Genomic DNA, 23,603 nt, shown 5'->3' with positions numbered 1-23,603 from the left:
ACCCCCGAAGGAGCCTGCGATGCCAACCACCACCCCATTCGAGCAGCGGCTTGCGCAGTCGCGCGAGCCTTTCCCCGCGTCCCGCAAGCTGTATGTCACCGGCTCGCGGCCGGACATCCAGGTGCCGATGCGCGAGGTGCACCTGAGCAATGGCGAAGCGGTGGTGCTGTACGACACCTCCGGGCCGTATTCCGACCCCGATGCCCGCATCGACGTGCGGCGCGGCCTCGCCCCGATGCGTGCGCCGTGGATCACCGACCGTGCCGACACCGAGCGCTACACCGGCCGCGCGCCGCTGGCGGTGGACGACGGCGCGCGCGATACCGAGCGCCTGCAGGCGCTGCGCGAGGAGTCCGCCGCGCTGCAGCGCCGGCCGCGCCGCGCCCGGCCGGGCGCCAACGTGACGCAGATGCATTACGCCCGGCGCGGCATCGTCACGCCGGAGATGGAGTACGTGGCGTTGCGGGAGAACGGCCAGCGCGAATGGATGGCCGAGTACCTGGGCGATGCTGCACGCGAGCAGCGCCTGCGCGGCAATGCACTCGGCGCCCATCTGCCGGACCGCATCACGCCGGAGTTCGTGCGCGACGAGGTGGCGCGCGGCCGCGCCATCATCCCGGCCAACATCAACCACCCGGAAATCGAGCCGATGGCGATCGGCCGCAACTTCGGGGTGAAGGTCAACGCCAACATCGGCAACTCGGCCGTGACCTCCGGCATCGAGGAGGAGGTGGAGAAGCTGGTGTGGGCCATCCGCTGGGGTGCGGACACGGTGATGGACCTGTCCACCGGCCGCAACATCCACACCACGCGCGACTGGATCATCCGCAACTCGCCGGTGCCCATCGGCACGGTGCCCATCTACCAGGCGCTGGAGAAGGTGGGTGGCGTGGCGGAGGACCTGAGCTGGGCGGTCTTCCGCGACACGCTCATCGAGCAGGCGGAGCAGGGGGTGGACTACTTCACCATCCACGCCGGTGTGCGCCTGCCCTTCATACCGATGACGGCGCAGCGCCGCGCTGGCATCGTGTCGCGCGGTGGCTCCATCCTCGCCAAGTGGTGCATCGCCCACCACCAGGAGAACTTTCTCTACACGCACTTCGAAGAGATCTGCGAGATCATGAAGGCGTACGACGTCAGCTTCTCGTTGGGCGACGGCCTGCGCCCGGGCTCGGCCGCCGACGCCAACGACGAGGCCCAGTTCGCCGAGCTGCGCACCCTGGGCGAGCTGACGCAGACCGCATGGCGGCACGACGTGCAGACCATGATCGAAGGCCCGGGCCATGTGCCCCTGCACCTGATCCAGGCCAACATGGAGGAGCAGCTCAAGCACTGCGGCGAGGCTCCGTTCTACACGCTGGGCCCGCTCACCATCGACTGCGCGCCGGGCTACGACCACATCGCCAGCGCCATCGGCGCGGCCATGATCGGCTGGTTCGGCACCGCGATGCTGTGCTACGTGACCCCCAAGGAGCACCTGGGCCTGCCGGACCGTGACGACGTGAAGCAGGGCCTCATCGCCTACAAGATCGCGGCGCATGCGGCCGACATCGCCAAGGGCCACCCGGGAGCGCGGGCGCGCGACGACGCCATCAGCAAGGCGCGCTTCGAATTCCGCTGGCAGGACCAGTTCAACCTCGGCCTGGACCCGGACACCGCGCGCGCATTCCACGACGAGACCCTGCCCAAGGACAGCAGCAAGGTGGCGCACTTCTGCTCCATGTGCGGGCCGAAGTTCTGCTCGATGAAGATCACGCAGGAGGTGCGCGACTTCGCCGCCGCGCAGCAGGGCATGGCGGCCAAGAGCGCCGAGTTCCGCGCCGCCGGCAGCGAGATCTACGTGCCTGTCCCTCGCGCTGGCGCTTGAGGATGGACATCGGCATTGCTGGCGCGGGCCTGCTGGGCCGGCTGCTCGCGTGGCGTCTTGCGCGGGCACGCCATCGGGTGACCGTGTTCGACCCGGCGGCCGGGCCCGAACGCGGCCTGCAGCCCGCGGCCGGCTTCAGCGCGGCCGGCATGCTGAGCCCGACGGCCGAGCTGGATGGAGCCTCCCCGCTCATTGGCACGCTCGGCTGGCAGTCCCTGCAGCTGTGGCCGCGCTGGCTCGCCGAGCTGCAGCGTCCGGTGCACTACGCGCAGCGCGGCAGCCTGGTGCTCGCCCATGCGGGCGACCGGCCGAGCGCGATGCGATGGCTGGCGCGCGTGCAGGCGCAGTCGCCGCGCGAGGCACCGCGGCCGCTGCAGGCGAGCGAGCTGCTGGCGCTGGAGCCCGCAGTGGCCAGCGGGCTGCTGGGCTGGCATCTCGCGGGCGAGGCGGCCATCCACCCGGTGCAGGCGATGGACGCGCTGGCGTCAGCGGGCGACGAGGCCGGCGTGCGCTGGCAATGTCAGCACACGGTGCAGCAGGTGACGCCCGGCCAGCTGGACGGCCAACGTTTCGACCATGTGTTCGATGTGCGCGGCGTCGGCGCCCGCCCCGCGCTGCCGGTGCGCGGCGTGCGCGGCGAGATCTTCTGGCTGCATGCGCCCGGTGTCGCGCTGGTGCATCCGTTGCGGCTGCTGCATCCGCGCCACCGCGTCTACCTGGTGCCGCGGCCGCGCGACATCGTGGTGGTGGGTGCGAGCGAGATCGAAAGCGAGGACCGTTCGCCGGTGAGCCTGCGCAGCACCCTGGAGCTGCTGAGCGCGGCCCACAGCGTGCTGCCGGCGCTGGCCGAGGCCCGCATCGTGCACAGCGAAACCAACCTGCGGCCGGCGCTGCCGGACCACCTGCCGCGGGTGCACAAGGAGCCCGGCCTCACGCGCATCAACGGCCTGTACCGCCATGGCTGGCTGCTGGCACCGGCCCTGGTGCAACAAGCGATTGGAGAGATGACATGACATCGGACCTGACTGCGGCGCTGATCCCCATCACGCTGAACGGCAACCCGGAGCTGGTGCCTGCCGGCTGCACCATCGAGGCGCTGCTGCGGCGCCACCACATCGCGCCCTCGGACGTGGGCACGGCGCTCAACGGCGACTTCGTGCCGAGGGCCCAGCGCGCCACTTTGCTGCTGCAGCGCGGTGATGCGGTCACCTGTTTCCAGCCGATCGTGGGAGGCTGACGCATGGGCTTCGAACTTGCGGGCGTGGGCGTGCAAAGCCGCTTTCTGCTGGGCACCGCGGGCTATCCGTCGCCCGAGGTGCTGCAGCGTGCGATCGCCGCTTCGGGCGCCGAGATCGTGACCGTCGGCTTGCGCCGGCAGCTGGCCGGCGGGGGCGACAACGGCTTCATCGAGGCCATCCGCGCCAGCGGCTGCCGCCTGCTGCCCAACACCGCCGGCTGCAGCAGTGCGCGCGAGGCCATCACCCTGGCCCACATGGCGCGCGAGCTGCTCGGCACCTGCTGGCTCAAGCTCGAGGTGGTGGGCGACGAGCACACGCTGGCACCCGACCCCTTCGAGCTGGTGGCCGCGGCCACGCAGCTGGTGAAGGACGGCTTCGAGGTCTTCCCCTACTGCACCGAGGACCTGGTGACCTGCCGCCGCCTGCTGGATGCGGGCTGCCGGGTGCTGATGCCCTGGGGCGCGCCCATCGGGTCGGGGCAGGGCCTGGCCCACCCGCTGGGGCTGCGCACCCTGCGTGCGCGCCTGCCCGGCGTGCCGCTGATCGTGGACGCCGGCCTGGGGGCGCCCTCGCATGCGGCGCAGGCGATGGAGCTGGGCTTCGACGCGGTGCTGCTGAACTCGGCCGTGGCGCAGGCGGTGGACCCGGTGAGCATGGCGCGGGCGTTCCGCCTCGCCATCGAAGCGGGGCGGCTGGGCCATGAGGCGGGTTTGCTCACGCCGCAGGACATGGCGGTGCCCAGCACGCCGGTCACCGGCCGGCCGTTCCTGGTGGGGGCTTGATGGCAGCAGACGATCGGCCGGTGGTGTGGAGCGTGGCCGGCTCCGACTCGGGTGGCGGGGCCGGCATCCAGGCCGACCTGCGCGCGTTCGAGGCCTTCGAGGTGCATGGCTGCACCGCGCTGGCGGCCATCACGGCGCAGAACTCGGTGGCGGTGCGCGAGGTGCAGGCCGTGTCGGCGCAGTTGCTGGACGCGCAGCTTGCCGCGCTGGCAGACGACATGCCGCCTGCGGTCATCAAGACCGGCTTGCTCGGCAGCGTGGCCAACCTGGAGGTGCTGGCGCGCTGGGTGCGCCGGCTGCGCGAACGGGCGCCGCTCGCGCTGGTGGTGGACCCGGTGTGGCGTGCCAGCTCGGGCGCCGCGCTGGCAGACACGGGCATGCGCCAGGCCTTGTGCGAGCAGCTGCTGCCGCTGGCCACCGTGATCACGCCGAACCGGCGCGAGGCCGAGTGGCTGCTCGGCGGCGAGCCGCTCTTCAGCGATGCCGACGTGGTGGCGGCTGCGCGTGCGCTGCGCGGCCGCGGCCCGCGCACCGTGCTCATCACCGGCGGCGATGTGGCGGGTGACCGCGCGAGGGACTTCCTGCTCAGCCCGCAGGCCGAGGGCTGGCTCAGCCTGCCGCGCCAGGCCACGGCGCACACGCACGGCACCGGCTGCACCTTTGCATCCTCGATGGCGGCCGCGATGGCGCTCGGCCATTGCGATGCGGACGCGGCGGTGTTCGCCAAGATGGCCACGGCCCAGGCGCTGCGCCTGGGCCACGCGGCCGGTGCGGGCGCTGGCCCGGTGCGCCCGCGCACGGGCTTCGGGCATGAGACCGACTTGTTGCCGGGTCTGCAGCCGGTGGATGTGCAAAGCGGAGCGTCGGCTGGCGTGCCGGCTGAGCGCCTGCCGGGTTTTGCGTCCACCGGCACGCAACCGCTGGGCATGTACCCGGTGGTGGACAGTGCAGCATGGGTGGAGCGCATGGCCCATGCTGGGGTCACCACCGTGCAGCTGCGCATCAAGGCCGCGCCGGCCGCCGAGCTGGAAGCGCAGGTGCGCGCCGCAGTGGCGGTGGCCGACCGGCATCGCCTGCGGCTGTTCGTCAACGACCACTGGCAGCTGGCGCTCCAGCACCGTGCCTATGGTGTACACCTGGGCCAGCAGGACCTGGCGGGTGCCGACCTGGCGGCGCTGGCAGGCGCCGGCCTGCGCCTGGGCGTGAGCACGCATGCGCCCTGGGAGGTGGCACGTGCCCATGCCTTGCAGCCGAGCTACTACGCCTGCGGGCCGGTGCACGCCACCCGCACCAAGGCCATGCCCTGGCTGCCGCAGGGCAAGGGCAACCTGGCTTACTGGAGCGCGCTGCTGCCCGCGCCGGTGGTGGCCATCGGGGGACTGGATGCGCAGCGCGCCGGCGAGGCGGCGCGCTGTGGTGCCGATGGCGTGGCGGTGCTGAGCGGCATCGTGGGAGCCCCGGATCCGGAGGGCGCGGTCCGCCGCTACCAGGGTGCGATCGCAGCCGGCCGGGCCGCGCCACGCGCCGTGCCGCCGTCGCTGCCGCGCCCCACGCTGATGCCCTGATTCACCGGCCCATGAAAAAGGGCGCCGAAGCGCCCTGACGAAGTTCACATGCCCGCGTAGTTCGGTCCGCCGCCGCCTTCCGGCGTGACCCACACGATGTTCTGCGTCGGGTCCTTGATGTCGCAGGTCTTGCAGTGCACGCAGTTCTGCGCGTTGATCTGCAGGCGCTCGGCGTTGGTGGCCTCGTCCTTCACGAACTCGTACACACCCGCCGGGCAGTAGCGGCTCTCGGGGCCGGCGTACTTCGCCAGGTTCACCTGCACCGGCACGGCAGCGTTCTTCAGCGTCAGGTGGGCCGGCTGGTTCTCTTCATGGTTGGTGTTGCTGATGAACACCGACGAGAGCTTGTCGAAGGTGAGCTTGCCGTCCGGCTTGGGATAGGCGATCGGCTTGCACTCGGCCGCGGGCTTCAGGTACTCGTGGTCGGGCTTGGTGCGATGCAGGGTCCAGGGCGGCGTGCTGACGCCGATCTTCGGCAGGAACCATTGTTCGATGCCGGTCATCAGCTTGGCGACCAGCGGCGGCTTCTTGAACCAGTGCTTGAAGTTCCGCGTCTGCTGCAGCTCCTCGTTGAGCCAGCTCTTCTCGAAGGCCTCCGGGTAGGCGGCGAGCTCGTCGAGCGAGCGGCCGGCTTTGACTGCATCGGCGATCGCCTCGGCGCACATCATCCCGCTCTTGATCGCCGCATGGCTGCCCTTGATGCGCGCGGCGTTCAGGTAGCCGGCGTCGCAGCCCACCAGCGCGCCGCCGGGGAACACGGTCTTGGGCAGCGCCTGCGGCGTGCCGTTGTTGATGGCGCGGGCACCGTAGCCGATGCGCTTGCCGCCTTCGATGTGGGCGCGGATCGCGGGGTGCGTCTTCCAGCGCTGCATTTCCTCGAACGGGCTCATGTACGGGTTCTGGTAATCCAGCCCGACCACGAAGCCCAGCGTCACCTTGTTGTCCTCCAGGTGGTAGAGGAAGCCGCCGCCGAAGGTGTCGTCGTCCATCGGCCAGCCGGCGGTGTGCACCACCAGGCCGGGCTTGGCCTTGTCGGCCGGCACTTCCCACAGCTCCTTCACACCGATGGCGAAGGTCTGCACGTCCTTGCCTTCGTTGAGCTTGTACTTGGCGATCAGCTGCTTGCCGAGGTTGCCGCGCGCACCTTCGGCGAACACGGTGTACTTGCCCAGCAGCTCCATGCCGAGCTGGAAGTGGTCGGTGGGCTCGCCGTCCTTGCCCAGGCCCAGGTTGCCGGTGGCCACGCCCTTGACACGGCCCTGCTCGTCGTACAGCACTTCGGCGGCTGGGAAGCCGGGGAAGATCTCCACGCCGAGTGCTTCGGCCTGCTCGGCCAGCCACTTCACCACGTAGCCCAGCTGCACCACGTAGCAGCCGTGGTTGTGGAAGTTGCGCGGCACCCAGAAGTCCGGAATGCGCGAGGAGCCGGTCTCGGTGAGGGTGAGCACGTCGTCGCCGCTGACGGCCTGCTTCAGCGGCGCACCGCGCTCCTTCCAGTCGGGCAGCAGCTCGTTGAGCGCCCGCGGATCCATCACCGCGCCGGAGAGGATGTGCGCGCCCGGCTCGGAGCCTTTTTCCAGCACCACCACCGACAGATCGGCGTTGATCTGCTTGAGCCGGATGGCGGTGGCCAGGCCGGCGGGGCCACCACCGACGATGACCACGTCGTACTCCATCGATTCACGCGGGCCGAACTGTTCGAGGATCTCCTGAGGTGTCATCGTGGCGTCCTTGGGGGATGGGAAAACTGGCGCGCATTCTACGGGCGCGATGAATGAAATCGAACGATCGTTCGATTTTCTGGAGCGTACTCTCCATGGGCCCGGGCCGATGTCGGTTCCGTGACAGGCGGGCCCAGGGGTGCGTGCTATCGTTTCGGCCACACAAGAGGAGTTCCAACAATGAGCTACAGCATCGACCTGTCCGGCCGCGTGGCCCTGGTTACCGGCGCGTCCAGCGGCCTGGGCGCGCAGTTCGCCCGCACCTTGTCCAGCGCCGGCGCGGCGGTGGTGCTGGCGGGCCGCCGGGTCGAACGCCTGAAGACCTTGCGCGCCGAGCTGGAAGCCAACGATGGCGACGCGCACGTGGTGGGCATGGACGTGACCGACCACGACAGCATCAAGGCCGCCGTGGCCCACGCCGAAACCGAGATGGGCACCATCGACATCCTGGTGAACAACTCCGGCGTCAGCACCACGCAGAAGCTCACCGACGTGTCCCCCGAGGACTACGACTACGTGATGGACACCAACACCAAGGGTGCCTTTTTCGTGGCGCAGGAAGTGGGCAAGCGCATGCTGGCGCGCGCCAAGGGCGCGGCCCCCGGCACCTTCACCGGCGGGCGCATCGTCAACATCGCGTCCATGGCCGGCCTGCGCGTGCTGAGCCAGATCGGCGTGTACGCCATGAGCAAGGCGGCGGTGATCCACATGACCCGCGCGATGGCGCTCGAATGGGGCCGCTACAACATCAATGTGAACGCGATCTGCCCCGGCTACATCGACACCGAGATCAACCACCACCACTGGGACACCGACCAGGGCCAGAAGCTGGTGCAGATGCTGCCGCGCAAGCGCATCGGCAAGCCGCAGGACCTGGACACCACCCTGCTGATGCTGTGCGCCAACGAAAGCCACTTCGTCAACGGCGCGGTCATCCAGGCCGACGACGGCTTCGGGGTGTGATGACCCACCCCCGAAGCGCCTTCGGCGGTGCCCCCTCGGGCTTCGCCCTCTCCCCCTCAAGGGGGCGCCACCAGTGGCCCGGCGAAGCCGGTTCCACGGTGGCCGCTGGGCTGGGCTGGGGTACCGCGTGCCGTTGAAGCGTCAACTTACGCCCTTGGAGGCGCGGGTCCTCGGCGTGCTGGTCGAAAAACAGCACACCGTGCCTGACAGCTACCCGCTGTCGCTCAATGCGCTCACCCTCGGCTGCAACCAGAAGACCGCGCGCGACCCGGTGATGAATGCCAGCGAAGCCGAGGTGCTGCAGGCGATCGATGGGCTGAAGGAGCAGTCGCTGGTCAACGAGGTGAGCGGCAGCCGTGTGGTGCGCTTCGAGCACAACGCGGCGCGCGCGATCGGTGTGCCCAGCCAGTCGGCCGCGCTGCTGACCTTGCTGATCCTGCGCGGGCCGCAGACGGCCGCCGAGCTGCGCCTGACCACGGAACGCCTGCACCGGTTCGCCGACATCTCTTCCGTAGAAGCCTTCCTCGACGAGATGGCCGCGCACGAGCCACCCTTCGTGGTGAAGCTGCAGCGCCGGCCGGGTGAACGCGAATCGCGCTGGGCGCATTTGCTGTGCGGAGAGGTGGCGATGCCGGCTGCCGCTGGGGGAACGGCTGATTCAGTGGCGCCAAGTGAGTTCGAGGCGCTGAAGGCAGAGCAGGCTCGGATGGCGGCTGAACTCGCGGAGTTGCGCAGCTTGGTGCAGCGCATGGCCCGGGAACTCGGTATCTCAGAGCCTTGAGCGTGTGCCAGCGCTCGCCGGTTGGCGCGCTGATCGGGCCGCCGGGGTGCTCTGCTGCGCTCATGTCCCCCGGCGCCGGCCTGCGGCCAGCGCCTCCTCCTTTACTTCGCTCCGCAGAACACCCCGCCGTCCCGATCCTCCACCGCCGTGGCTGTTCGACAGATGCGAACCAGCAACGTGTTCTGCCAAGGACGGCGGGTGGCCGACGTAGCGAAGTAAAGGAGGAGGCTCGGGCGAAGCCCGGGCCGGGGGACATGAGCGAAGTCGGCCACCCGCTGGCCTTGGCGCGCTCCAGCCGTGTCGTCAAACGCCAAGCGCGGTCCAGTCACTGAGCGCGAACAAGGAGATGCCATGCGCTTCGACATCCCGGAAGAAAAGAAGCTGGTGCACGAGATGGTGATCCCCATCCGCTGGGGCGACATGGACGCCATGGGCCATGTCAACAACACGGTGTACTTTCGCTATTTCGAAACCATCCGCATCGAATGGATGCATGCGATCGGCGGGCCGCCAGACCCCAACGGCGAGGGGCCGGTGATCGTGAATGCCTTCTGCAACTTCATCAAGCAGCTGGAGTTCCCGGGCGACGTGCTGGCCAAGCACTACGTGGCCAACCCCGGGCGCAGCAGCTTCGACACCTACATCACGCTCGAGCGTACCGACGACCCGGGCGTGGTGTATGCATCCGGCGGGGCCAAGACGGTGTGGGTGGACTTCAAGGCGCAGAAGTCGATGCCGCTGCCGCAGTGGCTGCGCGAGCTGGTTGACGCCTGAAGCTACCCAGCCAACAGCTTGTGCACCAGGTCCGGCGTGGTGGCTGCGCCGAACTTCTTCATCAGGCGCGCGCGGTACACGTCTACCGTGCGCGGGCTGATTTCCAGGCGCTTGCCGATCAGCTTGCTGGTCAGGCCATCGATCAGCAGGGCGGCGATCTCGCGCTCGCGCGCGGTCAGTTCCGCCTTGAGCTGGCGGCGCGAGGACAGGTCCTCGAAGCACCAGATGCCGGCGGCGTGCGGCTGCGCCGGGTCCAGCGCGCGGCCCGACACATGGCACCAGAACAGCTCGCCCTGTTTCGGCCCGCCCACGCGTTTCATCACCCGTTCGTCGGCGTAAAAACCTTGTTTGTCCAGGCTGGCGACGATGCGATGGCCGGTGCGCTCGAACTCGTCGTGCGTGGGATACAGCGCCTCGAAGGAGCGGCCCACCAGCGCCTCGCGCGACGCGCCGAACATCGCCAGCAGCTGCCGGTTGCAATCCACGATCAGGCGGTTGCGCGACAGCACCAGGCCGATGGGTGCGAGGTCGAAGGCGGTCTGGTAGTCCAGCGTGACAGCCTTCTCGGCAGTGGCCGGCTTCACAACAGGGCGTAGGTGGTGGTGGCGTGGGCGGCGAGCTTGCCTGTGGCATCACTCACCTCGATCTCGCCGAATACCAGGTTCCGGCCCCTGCGCAGCACACGGGCAACCACCTTGGCGTAGTCGGTGCCGGCGGCAATCGGCCGCAAGAAGCTCGTTTGCAGCTGCACCGTCGTCATGGGTTTGAACTCGCCCAGCTGGGTCATGATGGCCAGCACCATGGCCGTGTCCGCAGCCGACATCAGCGTCTGGCCGCACATCACGCCACCGGCATGCACATGCTCGGCGCCCACCGGGAGTGCAAGCTCGATCTCTCCGGGCTGCGCCGCCAGCACGCGCAGGTTGAGCCGCTGCACCCAGGGCGCAAAGATCTCGCTGATCGCCCGCTGAAGGGCGTGAACATCGGTCATGGTTTTGTCTCCTCGTCGCTGCCTTAGTCAATTCTACGTAACGACTACGTAATGCGTTACGTAGTACGCTTCGGCGTTCGCTGAATGACCAGCAGCAGGAGACAAGCGCATGAACAAGGTTTACCCCAGCGCGGCCGACGCGCTCAAGGGCATCGTGAAGGACGGGCAACTGCTCGCCGTGGGCGGTTTTGGCCTCTGCGGCATTCCCGAGGCGCTGATCGACGCGCTGAAGGAGTCGGGCGTCAAGAACCTCACCGTCATTTCCAACAACGCCGGCGTGGACGGCTTCGGCCTGGGCAAGCTGCTGGAAACGCGGCAGATCAAGAAGATGATCTCCAGCTACGTGGGCGAGAACAAGGAATTCGAGCGCCAGTACCTGGCCGGCGAACTGGAGCTCGAATTCACGCCGCAAGGCACGCTGGCCGAGAAGCTGCGTGCCGGCGGCGCCGGCATTCCAGCCTTCTACACCCGCACCGGCGTGGGCACCATCGTCGCCGAAGGCAAGGAAACGCGGGAGTTCGACGGCCACGTGTACGTGATGGAACGGGCGCTGGTGCCCGAGGTGGCGCTGGTCAAGGCCTGGAAGGCCGACAAGAGTGGCAACCTGGTGTTCCGCCGCACCGCGCGCAACTTCAACCCCGCCGCCGCCATGGCCGGCAAGACCACCGTGGTGGAAGTGGAGCAGCTGGTGGAGGTGGGCGAGATCGACCCCGACGCCGTGCACCTGCCGGGCATCTACGTGCACCGCATCGTGGTGAACGCGCATCCTGAAAAGCGCATCGAAAAACGCACCATCCGTACGGCGGCTTAAGGAGACACGACATGCCCTGGACTCAAGACCAAATGGCGAGCAAGGCCGCCGCCGAGCTCAAGGACGGCTACTACGTCAACCTCGGCATCGGCATCCCGACGCTGGTGGCCAACTTCGTGCCGAAGGACATCGAGGTCTGGCTGCAAAGCGAGAACGGCATGCTGGGCATCGGCCCGTTCCCGACGGAAGACGAGGTGGACGCGGACCTCATCAATGCAGGCAAGCAGACGGTGACCACCATCCCCGGCTCGTCCATCTTCGGCTCGCATGACTCCTTCGCGATGATCCGCGGCGGCAAGATCAACCTGTCCATCCTGGGCGCCATGCAGGTGAGCGAGAAGGGCGACCTCGCCAACTGGATGATCCCCGGCAAGATGGTCAAGGGCATGGGCGGTGCCATGGACCTGGTGGCCGGCGTGGAGCGCTGCATCGTGGTGATGGAGCACGTGGCCAAGAAGAAGGATGGCAGCACCGACCTGAAGATCCTGCCGCAGTGCACCCTGCCGCTCACCGGCGTGGGCGTGGTCAACCGCATCATCACCGACCTGGCCGTGATGGACGTGACCCCGCAAGGCCTGAAGGTGGTGGAGCTGGCGCCCGGCGTCAACTTCGACGAGCTGCAGAACAAGACCGGCGTGAAGCTGCTCAGCTGAGTCTGCTGCCATCCCACAAAAAAGGCGTGCCTCGTGCACGCCTTTTTGCTGCTGGTGCGCGACTTTATTTGCCCTGGCGCCGATAGATGCTTTGTGCGCCGGTGGCATCCAGGTCGCGTTCCTTCACGAACACGCCCGCCACCGTCACCAGCAGGCGGCCGTTGAACGAGGACAGGCGCTGCATCAGGCGCTCGCTCACTTCGCGCGCCAACGATTCGTCGCGCTTGGCGAGCTCCACGAAGAGCACCAGGTAAGGCCGGTGCGGCATGGCCGACAGGTTCTTGCCGCTGATCCATGCAGCCTTGACCTCCGGCGTGCGGATCAGCTCGTCCACGATGCGGCGGCGTTCGGCATCGCTCCATTGCGGCGCGGTGGTGTGCTCGCAGGGGTCTTCCTGGAGGAACGCCTGCCAGGCCTGCTGCTCCAGCTTGTCGAAGTGTTCGCGCCGTTCGCGCCAGTGGCGCCGCACCGGCGTGGTGATGTCCTGCCCCGCATGCTGCAGCCGGTCCAGCAGCTCCAGCGCGATGCTGCAGGCGGCGTAGCCATGCTGCGGATGGTGGGCCTGCAGGCGGTCCAGCGTGTCGAGCGCCTGGGGATGCAGGCTGCGGGCGCGCGCCTCGCCCAGCCGGCGCAGCGCCAGGGCGTGGTTGGGGTCCACGTTGAGCGCGTGTTCGTAGAGCAGGGTGCTGTCGTCGCTGCTCAGGGCCTCGAAACAATCGGCCCAGTCCACCCATTCGTCGGCGGACAGCTGGGATGAGCGGGCCTTGAGCGCCTGGATGCGCTCCATGCAGCGTTGCAGGTGCTCACGATGGCGGCCCCAGTCGCGCCGCACACGTTCCCACCAGAGGCCGTCGAAGTGCGCCGCCACGCGCTTGGCGGTGTCGCCCAGCAGTTGCACCGATGAGCGGGTGGACCACTGCGGGATGCCGGGCTTCACGCCCAGGGCCGCCAGGCGGTCGCGCGCCACCGGGTGGGTGTCGTCGTAGCTCGGCAGGCGCTGCAGCGCCAGGCGCATGGCTTCCTGGGCAAACGCCTCGTCGGGCTGGCGCTTGAGCTTGCGCCGCATGTCGGCATGCGGCATGGGCTCGGGCTTCTCCTGCTTGAAGGCGCGGCGCCACACGTCCTTCCAGTATTCCTCGTCGTGCCAGCGCGTCTTGACCTCGATCTCGTTCCAGGCCTGGCCCACGATCTCGGGCGAGCACAGCTTGGCCGCGATGCGGTCGGCTTCGTATTCGTCCTCGCGCGCCAGCGCGAAGGTGCGGGCGTTGAAGCGCGGGATGTACCAGTCGAAGAAGCGGCGCAGCAGCCAGGACACCGGGCTCTGGTCACCGTGGTAGGCGGTGTACACCCGCCACCAGGCCATGCGGGTGCGGTACACCCAGGCGGAGAACTTGCCGTGGTCGCCGCGCAGGTGGCCGTATTCATGCGCGATCACCGCCAGCAGGCGGCGCGGCTCCAGCGCGCACAGCATCGGCCAGCCGATGGTGAGGTAGCTGGTGTGGCCGAACAGCCCGAAGCGGGGGCGCTGCATGATGGACGCATTGAAGCGGTCGTCGATCAGCACCACGTCGATCTTGGGACCCTTCACCGCCCGGCGGATGCGCGAGATGGCCTTGAAGAGCTCCGGCGCGTCATTGCGGTCCAGCCTGAAACCCTCCGGCTCGTCGAAGCGGGTCACCAGGGCGCGCACGCACACCCACAGCAAGGCCGCCGCCGCAAACGCCATCCAGGCCAGCCCGGCCCGGAAGCCATGCTGGTGGTAGGTGGACCACACGAAGCCGAGCAGGGCCGCGGCAACCGCCGCCAGCCCGACGATGAACGCATATCCCAGCACAGCGAACAGCCAGACGCTGCGGCGGTAACTCTTGGCGTCGCTCTCGCAGGCCTGCTCCGACAGGCGCACGAGGTGGATGAAGTCGGCTTGTTCCATCGTCAGGGTGCTGCGCTCAACGCGGCGCCTTGAGCGCCAGGGCCGCTTCGCGCACCAGCGGGGCGCCGCGGTAGATGAGCCCGGTGTAGATCTGCACCAGGTCCGCGCCGGCGTCGCGCTTGGCGCGTGCGGCCGCGCCGCTCATCACGCCGCCGACGCCGATGATCGGGTAGCCGCTGCCCAGCTCGGCGCGCAGCTGGCGGATCACGCGGTTGCTGGCTTCGAACACCGGCGTACCGCTCAGGCCGCCGGTCTCTTCGGCATGGGGCTGGCCCTGCACCGCCTCCCGTGAGATCGTGGTGTTGGTGGCAATCACGCCGTCGATGCCATTCTTTTTCAACGTGGTGGCGATCACCGCCACCTGGCTTTCATCCAGGTCCGGCGCGATCTTCACGAACATCGGCACGTTGCGGCGGTGCTCCGTCTGCAATTGCTGCTTGCGCTGCTGCAGCGCGGAGAGCAGCGCATCCAGTGCTTCGTCGCTTTGCAGCGCACGCAGGTTCTTGGTGTTGGGGCTGGAGATGTTCACCGTCACATAGTCGGCATGCGGGTACACGCCGGCGAGGCCGATCAGGTAGTCGTCCACCGCGTTCTCGATCGGCGTGGCGGCGTTCTTGCCGATGTTCAGGCCCAGCACGCCACCGGCGGCGCGGAAGCTGCGCGCGCGCTGCACGTTGGCGAGGAAGGCGTCCAGTCCTTCGTTGTTGAAGCCCAGGCGGTTGATGAGCGCGTTGGCTTCCTTCAGGCGGAACATGCGCGGCTTGGGGTTGCCGGGCTGCGCCTTCGGCGTGACCGTGCCCACCTCGATGAAGCCGAAGCCCATGGCGCCCAGGCCGTCGATGCAGCGCCCGTTCTTGTCCAGCCCGGCCGCCAGGCCCACCCGGTTGGGAAACTTCAGGCCCGCCACGCTGACCGGATCGTCCACCCGCGCCTGCGACCACAGGCACTGCGCCGGCGTGTTCTGCAGCCCCGCGATCGCGTTCAGCGTCAGCTCATGGGCCTGCTCCGGATCAAGGCCGAAGAGAAAGGGGCGGGCAAGCGCGTAGGGGACGATGGACATCCGTGAATTGTCAGGCACCCATTGCCGATAATGCCCGGCCCAGGAGTGAACAATGACGCAAGACGAACTGAAAGTGCTGGTCGGACGGGCCGCTTTGGACCATGTGGTGCCCGGATCGGTGGTGGGCGTGGGCACCGGCTCCACCGTCAACTGCTTCATCGACGCGCTGGCGACGATGAAGGACCGGATCGCCGGCGCGGTGTCCAGCTCGGTGAAAAGCACCGAGCGGCTGCAGGCCGCGGGCATCCCGGTGCTGGACAGCAACACGGTCGAACGCATCCCCGTCTACATCGACGGTGCCGACGAGATCGACCATGCCGGTTTCATGATCAAGGGCGGTGGTGCCGCGCTCACGCGCGAGAAGATCGTGGCCGACCTGGCCGAGCGTTTTGTCTGCATCGCCGATGAATCGAAGCTGGTGCAGGTGCTCGGGCGCTTTCCGCTGCCGGTGGAGGTGATCCCGATGGCGGCCGCGCAGATCACGCGGCGCTTCAAGGCGCTGGGTGGCGAGGCGCAGCTGCGCGCCGGCGTCATCACCGACAACGGCAACCAGATCCTCGATGTGCGCGGCTTGCAGATCAGCGATCCGCTGGGCATGGAGGCCGAGGTGAACCAGTGGCCGGGGGTGGTGACGGTGGGCCTCTTCGGCCGCCACAAGGCCAAGGTCTGCCTGCTGGGCACCGCCCAGGGCGTGCGCCGCATCGATTTCTGATCTTTGCAATACTGCGGCGCTTGACCGCGCCGCGAGCCGGCGCGTCCACGAGGACCCCGACGTGCCGCAAGCCTCCGCCTTTCCCGTTCCGGCCCGTGCGCTGGCCGCCTGTGCAATCGCCGTGGGCCTCGCGGCCTGTGGCGGTGGTGACAACAAGGCACCAGCCGGCGCACCCCCAGGCGCGGCGCCACCGCCGCCGGAGGTGGGCGTCGTCACCGTCACGGCGGGCACGCTGCCGATGGCCACCGAGCTGCCCGGCCGCATCGAGGCGTCGCGCGCTGCGCAGGTGAGGGCCCGCGTGACCGGCATCGTGCAGAAGCGGCTGTTCACCGAAGGCTCGGACGTGAAGGCCGGCCAGGCGCTGTTCCAGATCGACCCCGCACCCTACCGGGCCGCGGCCGACAGCGCCCGCGCGGTGCTGGCCAAGGCGCAGGCCAACCTGTCGCAGGCCGCAGCGCTGGCAGCGCGCTACAAGCCGCTGCGCGAAGCGAATGCGATCAGCCAGCAGGACTACGTTTACGCGCAGGCGGCACAGGCGCAGGCCGAAGCCGACGTGGCCGGCGCCAAGGCCGCGCTGCAGACGGCGCAGCTCAACCTCAGTTACGCCACCGTCACCGCGCCGATCGCCGGGCGCATCGGCCGCGCGCTGGTGACCGAGGGCGCGCTGGTGTCGCAGGCCGAGGCCACCCAGCTGGCGGTGGTGCAGCAGATCAACCCGGTGTACGTCAACTTCACCCAGCCGGTGACCGAGCTGAGCCGGCTGCGCCGTGCCATGGCGAGCGGCCAGGCGGAGGCGTTGGGCAAGACGCTGCCGGTGCGCATCGTGCTGGACGACGGCACCGAGCTGCGCCAGAACGGCAAGCTGCTGTTCTCCGACCTGTCGGTGGACCCCACTTCCGGCCAGGTGACCTTGCGCGCCGAGGTGCCCAACCCCGATGGCCAGCTGTTGCCCGGCATGTATGTGCGGGGCCGGGTGGCGCAGGCGCAGGTGGAACAGGCGATGCTGCTGCCGCAGCAGGCGGTCACCCGCACCGCGCAGGGCGACACCGTGATGGTGGTGGGTGCGGACAACAAGCCGGCGCCGCGGCCGGTGAAGCTGGGCGGCGCGCAGGGCGGCCAGTGGCTGGTGCTGGAAGGGCTGAAGCCGGGCGAGCAGGTGATCGTGGACGGCTTCCAGAAGATGCGGCCGGGCGCGCCGGTGAAGCCGGTGCCGTGGAGCGGCGCTGCTTCCGCCGCCGCGCCGGCGTCGGCTCCCCCATCGGCCGCCAGCCGCTGAACGAGCGCCACGATGTCGAAGTTCTTCATCGACCGCCCGATCTTCGCCTGGGTGATCGCGCTGTTCGTGCTGGTGGCCGGCAGTGTCGCCATCACCCAGCTGCCGGTGTCGCAGTACCCGCCGGTGGCGCCGCCCTCCATCGTGGTGAGTGCCTTCTACCCCGGTGCCTCCGCCCAGACCATGGAAGACGCGGTCATCAGCGTCATCGAGCAGGAGATGAACGGCTCGCCCGGCCTGCTGTACATGGAATCGGTGACCCAGGCCAACGGCTCGGGCGCCATCACGCTGAGCTTTGCGCCGGGCACCAGCCCCGACCTGGCGCAGGTGGACGTGCAGAACCGCCTCAGCCGCGCCGCGCCGCGCCTACCCGCCGCGGTGACGCAGCAGGGCGTGCGAGTGGACAAGGCGCGTTCGAACTTCCTGCTCTTCACCATCCTCTCGTCGGACAACCCGGCCTACGACCCGATCGCGCTGGGCGACTACGCCTCGCGCAACGTGCTGCCGGAAATCCAGCGCATCCCCGGCGTGGGCCAGGCGCAGCTGTTCGGCACCGAGCGGGCGATGCGCATCTGGCTGGACCCGGCCAGGCTGGTGGGCTTCAACCTGTCGGCCAACGACGTGACCGCCGCCATCCGGGCGCAGAACGCGCAGGTGTCGTCCGGCACCATCGGCGACCTGCCCAACGTGCCCGGCCAGAGCATCTTTGCCACCGTGGTGGTCAACGGCCAGCTGGCCAATCCGGAGCAGTTCGGCAACGTGGTGCTGCGCGCCAACCCCGACGGCTCCACCGTGCGCCTGCGTGACGTGGCGCGCATCGAGCTGGGCGCGCAGAACTACGCCACCTCGGCGCGGCTGAACGGCAAGCCGTCCGCCGGCATCGGCGTACAGCTGTCGCCCAGCGGCAATGCGCTGGCCACCGCCACCGCCATCCGCACGCGCATGGACGAACTGGCGCGCTACTTTCCGCAGGGCGTGAAGTACAGCATCCCCTACGACAGCTCGCGCTTCGTGCGCATCTCCATCCAGCAGGTGGCCGAGACGCTGATCGAGGCGGTGGTGCTGGTGTTCCTGGTGATGTTCCTGTTCCTGCAGAACTGGCGCTACACGGTGATTCCCACCATCGTGGTGCCGGTGGCGCTGCTGGGCACCTTCGGCGTGCTGTACGCGCTGGGCTTCTCGATCAACGTGCTCACCATGTTCGGCATGGTGCTGGTGATCGGCATCGTCGTGGACGACGCGATCGTGGTGGTGGAAAACGTCGAACGCATCATGAGCGAGGAGGGCCTGCCGCCGCGCGCCGCCACGCGCAAGGCGATGGGGCAGATCCAGGGTGCGATCGTCGGCGTGACCGTGGTGCTGATCTCGGTGTTCGTGCCGCTCGCCTTCTTTGCCGGTTCGGTGGGCAACATCTACCGCCAGTTCTCTGCCGTGATGGTGGCCTCGATCGGCTTTTCGGCCTTCATGGCGCTGTCGCTCACGCCCGCCCTGTGCGCCACCTTGCTGAAACCCGTGGAAGCCGGCCACCACCACGAGAAGCGCGGCTTCTTCGGCTGGTTCAACCGCGGCTTCAGCCGCACCGCCAAGCGCTACGAAGGCACGGTGGCACGTATCCTCCAGCGCACCGGCCGCATGCTGGTGGTGTATGCCGCCATCATCGGCGCGGTGGTGCTGCTGTTCACGCGCCTGCCGTCGTCCTTCCTGCCCGGTGAGGACCAGGGCTACCTGATCGTCAACGTGCAGCTGCCGCCGGGTGCCACCATCAACCGCACGCTGCAGGTGATGCAGCAGGTGGAAGGTTTCATCCTCAAGCAGCCGGAAGTGCAGAGCATGGTGGGCGTGCTGGGCTTCAGCTTCTCCGGCCAGGGGCAGAACGCCGGCCTGGCCTTTGTCACCCTGAAGCCCTGGGACGAGCGCAAGGGCGCCGACCATTCCGCCGCCTCGGTCGCCGGCCGCGCCTTCGGTGCGCTGTCGCGCGTGCGCGATGCGTTCATCTTCCCCTTGAGCCCGCCGCCGATTCCGGAGCTGGGCTCGGCCTCCGGTTTCGCTTTCCGCCTGCAGGACCGCGGCGGCAACGGCCACGACGCGTTGGTTGCCGCGCGCAACCAGCTGCTGGGCATGGCGGCGCAAAGCAAGGTGCTGGCCGGCGTGCGGCCCGACGGCCTGGAGGACGCATCGCAGCTGCAGCTGGAGATCGACCGCGACAAGGCCAGCAGCCTGGGCGTGAGCTTTGACGCGATCAACGCCACCATCTCCACCGCGCTGGGCTCCACCTATGTGAACGACTTCCCCAACCGTGGCCGTCTGCAGCGGGTGGTGGTGCAGGCCGATGCGCCGGCCCGCATGCAGCCAGACGACCTGCTGCGCCTGAACGCGGTGAACACCCGCGGCCAGCCGGTGCCGCTGTCGGCCTTTGCCACCACGCGCTGGATCACCGGCCCGATGCAGTCGGTGCGCTTCAACGGCTATCCGGCGATGCGCATTTCGGGGGACGCCGCGCCCGGCCGCAGCACCGGCGAGGCGATGGACGAGATGGAGCGCCTGGCCGCGCAGCTGCCCGCCGGCTTTGCCTTCGAGTGGACCGGCCAGTCGCGCGAGGAAAAGCTGTCGGGCTCCACCGCCTTCCTGCTGTTCGGTTTCTCGCTGCTGGCGGTGTTCCTGTGCCTGGCGGCGCTGTACGAGAGCTGGTCGATCCCGCTGGCGGTGATCCTGGTGGTGCCGCTGGGTGTGCTGGGCGTGGTGCTGGGCACCAGCCTGCGCGGCTTCAGCAACGACGTGTACTTCAAGGTCGGCCTCATCACCATCATCGGCCTGTCGGCCAAGAACGCGGTGCTGATCATCGAGTTCGCCAAGGACCTGCAGGCCCAGGGCAAGGGCGCGGTGGAGGCGGTGCTGCAGGCGGCTCACCTGCGCTTCCGGCCGATCCTGATGACGTCGATGGCGTTCATGCTGGGCGTGCTGCCGCTCTTCGTGGCCAGTGGTGCCGGCTCTGCCAGCCAGCGCGCGATCGGCACCGGCGTGATGGGCGGCATGCTGACGGCCACCTTGCTGGCGGTGCTGTTCGTGCCGGTGTTCTTCGTGGTGGTGCGCAAGTTCTTCCACGGCAGCGAGCGCCAACGCAAGCTGTACGCACATGAGCTGAACGGCAACGGCAAACCCACGGGCGGGGAGGGCGAAGCATGACCGCGCGTCTTCTTTCCGTGGCGTGCGCGGCGGCGCTGGCGGGCTGCATGAGCCTGGCGCCAACCTACGAGCGGCCCGCTGCGCCGGTGGCCGCGCAGTTCCCGTTCGCCGATGCAGCGGCCGGTGGCACACCTGCCGCACAACGCGAGTGGCAGGCCTTCTTTGCCGATGCGCGCCTGCAGCGGCTGATCAGCACCGCCTTGTCGAACAACCGCGACCTGCGCGTGGCGGTGCTCAACATCGAAGCTGCGCGCGCCCAGGCCGGCGTGCGGCGCGCCGACGAGTGGCCCACGGTGAACCTCGCCGCCGGAGCCACGCGCCAGCCGGCAGCCAACGGCAGCATCAGCACCACCTATACCGCGGGTTTTGCCGTGGCCGCTTTCGAGCTGGACCTGTTTGGCCGCGTGCGCTCGCTCAGCAATGCGGCGCTGGCCCAGCTGGCGGCCAGCGAAGAGGCGCGCAAGGCCGCGCAGATCGCCCTGGTGGCTTCGGTGGCCAACCTGTACTACGCCATTGCCGGCGATTACGAGCTGATCCAGCTGACCGAGCGCACGCTGGCCACGCGCGAAGAATCGCTGCGCCTGACCCGCCTGCGGTTTGACAACGGCGTGATCTCCGAGCTGGACCTGCAGCTGGCGCAGTCCCTGGTGGAAGCGGCCCGGGTGGCCCTGGTGCAGCAGCGGCGCCAGCGCGCGCTGGACCAGAACGCGCTGGAGCTGCTGCTGGGCCAGCCGCTGCCGGCCGGCCTGCCGCCGGCCGCGGCATGGAGCGCGACCAGCCTGCCCGACCTGCCCGCCGGCCTGCCGTCCGAGGTCTTGCTTCAGCGGCCCGATGTGCGCCAGGCCGAACAGCAGCTCATCGCCGCCAACGCCAACATCGGCGCGGCCCGGGCGGCGTTCTGGCCGCGCATCTCGCTCACCGGCAGCATCGGCACCGCGAGCAACGAGCTCAGCGGCCTGTTCCATGGCACCGCCTGGACCTTCGCGCCGCAACTGCTCATGCCGCTGTTCGATGCCGGCCGCAACCGCGCCAACCTGCAAGGCAGCGAAGCGGCACGCGACATCGCGGTGGCGCAGTACGAACGTGCCATCCAGGCGGCGTTTCGCGACGTGGCCGATGCGCTGGCCGGTCGTGCCACGCTGCAGGAGCAGCTGCGCGCGCAGCAGGCGCAGGCGGACGCCGAGGCGGTGCGCTACCGACTGTCGACCTTGCGCTTCGAGAACGGTGTGGCAAGCTCCCTGGAACTGCTGGACGCCCAGCGTTCGCTGTTCGCGGCGCAGCAGGCGGTGCTTCAGAGCCAGCTGGCGCTGATCCAGAACCGGGTGGCGGTGTACCGCTCGCTCGGTGGTGGCTGGGCGGCTGCCGGCTCAGCGCCCGCCCGCTGAGCGGCGCGCCGCCCGGCTGGTGAACCGGGCGACGTCCACCACGTCGAGCAGGGTGGCCTCCAGCGGAATCGGCGCACCGGTGATCCAGGCGGCCAGCGCCTGCGCCGCCAGCGGCGCCCAGGTGATGCCCCGCGAGCCCAGGGCGGTGAGCGTGTACAGCCCGGGCCGGCGTGGCACGAAGCGCGGCTGGTCGAGCCGGGTGTTCTCCGGCAAGGTTGCAGGCACCGGCCCCAGCACCGGCAGGCGGTCGCCGGCAGAAAAACGCCAGCCCACGCGGCCGGTGAGCTCGCCGCGCGGTGTGATCTCGGTGCCGAGCAGGCGGGCCAGCTGCGCCAGGTTGCTGCGGTGGTCCGCCTCGCGCACCAGGGGCTCGGCATCCTCCGGCTGGTTGGTGGCACCGCAGAGCAGCCGCTCCTGGCCGAGCGCGATGGCGTAACCGGCGCCGGCCAGCGGCAGCCGGGGCAGCGGCGCGTCGGTGTGCAGCAGCGTGATCTGGCCGCGGATGCGCTGCACCGGCCAGGCGGGATGGTCCAGCAGCCGCAGGGCGTCGGCCGCGTTGGCCAGCACCACCACCGCCGCTTCGGCGATCACGTGGCCCCGTTCGTCCAGCGCCTGCCAGCGCAGCCCGTGCGGCCGCAAGGCCTGCACCTGGTGCGGCGCGGCGAGCGGAATGCCCTGCAAAAGGGCTTGCGTGAGGGCGGCCGGGGAGATCCAGCCACCGCCAGGGTAGAACCAGGCCGGCGAGCCGAGCGGCACCCCGGCGAGAGTGCTGGCGGCGGCCGCGTCCAGCGCCTGAACATGCTCTGCCGGCAGCCCCAGCCGCGCCAGCTGCGCCTGCATGGCCGCGACGCCGCCGCCTTCGGGATGCAGGCGCAGCAGGCCCTCCATGCGGCCGGGCACGCTGTCCATCAGCGGCGCCAGCGCCCTTTGTGCGAACAGCGCCGCCGCACGGTTGAAGCGCGCATGGGCGCCATCGTCGGGCGTCACCACCCCGTGGAACAGGCCGGCCGGATTGCCGGACGTTTCCGCGCCCGGGCTGGCGTGGCGATCGATCACCGTACAGGCCACGCCTTCACGGGCGAGCGCATGAGCGGCCCAGGCGCCGGCCAGCCCGGCGCCCACCACCAGCGCGTCGGTGGGCGGGTCATGGGTGGTCAGGCGCGAGGGCGCGCGCCGCGGCGTGAAGGCCGGCGCATAACGCGCCACCGTCATCTCCGGCTTGGGCGGCAGGCCGGGCGCCAGATTCACGACGAAGCCGGCCTCGTGGAGCCCATCACGCACGGGGCGCGCGATGGTCCAGCTGGCGGCGGTCGCCTCGGGCGCCGCCAGGCGGGCCAAGGCCTTGAAGAGGCGCCGGTCCCACATGGCGGGGTTCTTCGCCGGCGCAAAGCCATCCAGGTAGAAGGCGTCCACGCTGGCCACCAGCTCGCGCAGCCAGTCGGCCACGTCGCCCAGGGCGAGCAGCAGGCGCACCTGGCCGCCCTCGAAATCCAGGCTGTGCAGGTTGGGGGTGAGGGCGGGCCAGGCCGAAACCAGCGCGTCGGCCTGTGCCTGCAACGGCGAGTGCGCGTGCGCGCGCCGCAGGTCGTCCCGCGTGGGCGGGTGCTTCTCGATCGAGAGGAACACCAACTGGCCACAGCGCTGAACGTCCTCGCGCCAGGCCTGCCAGGTGGCCAGGAAGTTGTTGCCCAGCCCGAAGCCGGTTTCCAGGATCACGAAGCGCCGCCGCCCGCGCCAGCGCTCCGGCAGCCCGTTGCCACCGAGAAAGACATGCCGGGCCTGGGGGAGGGCGCCGGTGCGCGTGTGATACACGTCGCCGAAGTCCATCGACACCGGCGCAGCGCCGTCGCTGAAGTCAATGCGCGCGGGCCGGATGGCTTCGGTTTTCATGGCGTGCCGACCATAAGGCAAAAG

At 69.4% G+C, this 23,603-nt stretch carries 20 protein-coding genes; 14 read left to right on the top strand and 6 right to left on the bottom strand.

What is annotated here, in order from left to right:
* Positions 1 to 19 precede the first annotated feature (19 nt).
* Genes thiC through thiD form a run of 5 tightly spaced genes read left to right on the top strand, consistent with a single transcriptional unit; the run spans position 20 to position 5,452 of the window.
* Entirely contained in the window at positions 20 to 1,867 is a 1,848-nt protein-coding gene (gene thiC / locus VPH43_RS21235) for a phosphomethylpyrimidine synthase ThiC (protein ID WP_328579751.1), read from the top strand.
* A 2-nt stretch (positions 1,868 to 1,869) separates the two neighbouring features.
* Positions 1,870 to 2,880 carry an FAD-dependent oxidoreductase gene (locus VPH43_RS21230; RefSeq protein ID WP_328579750.1) on the top strand — a complete coding sequence of 337 codons (1,011 nt, stop codon included), beginning with the start codon at positions 1,870 to 1,872 and terminating at the stop codon, positions 2,878 to 2,880.
* Positions 2,877 to 3,104: a sulfur carrier protein ThiS gene (gene thiS / locus VPH43_RS21225; protein ID WP_328579749.1), complete on the top strand. Its 228-nt coding sequence runs from the start codon at positions 2,877 to 2,879 to the stop codon at positions 3,102 to 3,104. Before VPH43_RS21230 ends, thiS begins: the two co-directional genes overlap by 4 nt.
* Before the next feature lie 3 nt (positions 3,105 to 3,107).
* Positions 3,108 to 3,887 carry a thiazole synthase gene (locus VPH43_RS21220; RefSeq protein ID WP_328579748.1) on the top strand — a complete coding sequence of 260 codons (780 nt, stop codon included), beginning with the start codon at positions 3,108 to 3,110 and terminating at the stop codon, positions 3,885 to 3,887.
* Entirely contained in the window at positions 3,887 to 5,452 is a 1,566-nt protein-coding gene (thiD, locus tag VPH43_RS21215) for a bifunctional hydroxymethylpyrimidine kinase/phosphomethylpyrimidine kinase (RefSeq protein ID WP_328579747.1), read from the top strand. The genes VPH43_RS21220 and thiD overlap by 1 nt, the downstream gene beginning before the upstream one ends.
* Before the next feature lie 44 nt (positions 5,453 to 5,496).
* Here thiD and VPH43_RS21210 read toward each other — a convergent pair whose 3' ends face one another.
* Positions 5,497 to 7,173, bottom strand: a complete 1,677-nt coding sequence (locus tag VPH43_RS21210) for an electron transfer flavoprotein-ubiquinone oxidoreductase (protein WP_328579746.1) — start codon at positions 7,171 to 7,173, stop codon at positions 5,497 to 5,499.
* Between the two features lie 180 nt (positions 7,174 to 7,353).
* Between VPH43_RS21210 and VPH43_RS21205 the strand changes: the two genes are divergently transcribed.
* The 3 genes from VPH43_RS21205 (at position 7,354) to VPH43_RS21195 (ending at position 9,691) form a co-directional block, all read left to right on the top strand.
* Complete coding sequence (locus VPH43_RS21205) at positions 7,354 to 8,136, top strand: SDR family oxidoreductase (RefSeq protein WP_328579745.1); 783 nt, start codon at positions 7,354 to 7,356, stop codon at positions 8,134 to 8,136.
* Between the two features lie 127 nt (positions 8,137 to 8,263).
* Complete coding sequence (locus VPH43_RS21200) at positions 8,264 to 8,917, top strand: YceH family protein (protein ID WP_442909322.1); 654 nt, start codon at positions 8,264 to 8,266, stop codon at positions 8,915 to 8,917.
* 351 nt (positions 8,918 to 9,268) lie between these two features.
* Positions 9,269 to 9,691 carry an acyl-CoA thioesterase gene (locus VPH43_RS21195; protein ID WP_328579743.1) on the top strand — a complete coding sequence of 141 codons (423 nt, stop codon included), beginning with the start codon at positions 9,269 to 9,271 and terminating at the stop codon, positions 9,689 to 9,691.
* A 2-nt stretch (positions 9,692 to 9,693) separates the two neighbouring features.
* On the opposite strand, the gene VPH43_RS21190 is transcribed toward VPH43_RS21195, so the two are convergent.
* Together VPH43_RS21190 and VPH43_RS21185 are read right to left on the bottom strand one after the other, a co-directional pair.
* Positions 9,694 to 10,275: a PAS and helix-turn-helix domain-containing protein gene (locus tag VPH43_RS21190; protein ID WP_328579742.1), complete on the bottom strand. Its 582-nt coding sequence runs from the start codon at positions 10,273 to 10,275 to the stop codon at positions 9,694 to 9,696.
* Positions 10,272 to 10,682 (bottom strand): PaaI family thioesterase, encoded by a 411-nt coding sequence (locus VPH43_RS21185; protein WP_328579741.1) that lies wholly within the window; start codon positions 10,680 to 10,682, stop codon positions 10,272 to 10,274. Before VPH43_RS21185 ends, VPH43_RS21190 begins: the two co-directional genes overlap by 4 nt.
* A 109-nt stretch (positions 10,683 to 10,791) precedes the next feature.
* On the opposite strand from VPH43_RS21185, the gene VPH43_RS21180 reads away from it, so the two are divergent.
* Both VPH43_RS21180 and VPH43_RS21175 read left to right on the top strand, forming a co-directional pair.
* A complete protein-coding gene (locus tag VPH43_RS21180) occupies positions 10,792 to 11,493 on the top strand; it encodes a CoA transferase subunit A (protein WP_328579740.1) in 702 nt (233 codons plus the stop codon).
* Positions 11,494 to 11,504: 11 nt separating this feature from the next.
* Complete coding sequence (locus tag VPH43_RS21175) at positions 11,505 to 12,146, top strand: CoA transferase subunit B (protein ID WP_328579739.1); 642 nt, start codon at positions 11,505 to 11,507, stop codon at positions 12,144 to 12,146.
* Between the two features lie 64 nt (positions 12,147 to 12,210).
* Here VPH43_RS21175 and VPH43_RS21170 read toward each other — a convergent pair whose 3' ends face one another.
* A complete protein-coding gene (locus VPH43_RS21170; protein WP_328579738.1) occupies positions 12,211 to 14,076 on the bottom strand; it encodes a M48 family metallopeptidase in 1,866 nt (621 codons plus the stop codon).
* A 16-nt stretch (positions 14,077 to 14,092) separates the two neighbouring features.
* The gene (locus tag VPH43_RS21165; protein WP_328579737.1) at positions 14,093 to 15,136 is read right to left on the bottom strand and encodes a quinone-dependent dihydroorotate dehydrogenase; all 1,044 of its coding nucleotides are present in this window, start codon (positions 15,134 to 15,136) and stop codon (positions 14,093 to 14,095) included.
* 52 nt (positions 15,137 to 15,188) lie between these two features.
* On the opposite strand from VPH43_RS21165, the gene rpiA reads away from it, so the two are divergent.
* From rpiA to VPH43_RS21145, 4 genes are all read left to right on the top strand, one after another.
* Positions 15,189 to 15,848 (top strand): ribose-5-phosphate isomerase RpiA, encoded by a 660-nt coding sequence (gene rpiA / locus VPH43_RS21160; protein WP_328579736.1) that lies wholly within the window; start codon positions 15,189 to 15,191, stop codon positions 15,846 to 15,848.
* A gap of 61 nt (positions 15,849 to 15,909) precedes the next feature.
* Complete coding sequence (locus tag VPH43_RS21155; RefSeq protein ID WP_328579735.1) at positions 15,910 to 17,124, top strand: efflux RND transporter periplasmic adaptor subunit; 1,215 nt, start codon at positions 15,910 to 15,912, stop codon at positions 17,122 to 17,124.
* A 12-nt stretch (positions 17,125 to 17,136) separates the two neighbouring features.
* On the top strand, positions 17,137 to 20,304 hold the full coding sequence (locus VPH43_RS21150; RefSeq protein ID WP_328579734.1) for an efflux RND transporter permease subunit: 3,168 nt from the start codon (positions 17,137 to 17,139) through the stop codon (positions 20,302 to 20,304).
* Positions 20,301 to 21,689, top strand: coding sequence for an efflux transporter outer membrane subunit (locus tag VPH43_RS21145; RefSeq protein ID WP_328579733.1), 1,389 nt, complete (start codon positions 20,301 to 20,303; stop codon positions 21,687 to 21,689). The genes VPH43_RS21150 and VPH43_RS21145 overlap by 4 nt, the downstream gene beginning before the upstream one ends.
* On the opposite strand, the gene mnmC is transcribed toward VPH43_RS21145, so the two are convergent.
* Positions 21,672 to 23,579, bottom strand: coding sequence for an FAD-dependent 5-carboxymethylaminomethyl-2-thiouridine(34) oxidoreductase MnmC (gene mnmC, locus VPH43_RS21140; RefSeq protein WP_328579732.1), 1,908 nt, complete (start codon positions 23,577 to 23,579; stop codon positions 21,672 to 21,674). The genes VPH43_RS21145 and mnmC overlap by 18 nt on opposite strands.
* Between the last annotated feature and the right edge of the window lie 24 nt (positions 23,580 to 23,603).

It is taken from the genome of Ideonella sp. BN130291 (assembly GCF_036231905.1).
Taxonomy (GTDB): domain Bacteria; phylum Pseudomonadota; class Gammaproteobacteria; order Burkholderiales; family Burkholderiaceae_C; genus CAMLIZ01.
The sequence above is the reverse complement of the archived record's forward strand: the minus strand, read 5'-3'. Positions and strand labels throughout refer to the sequence as shown.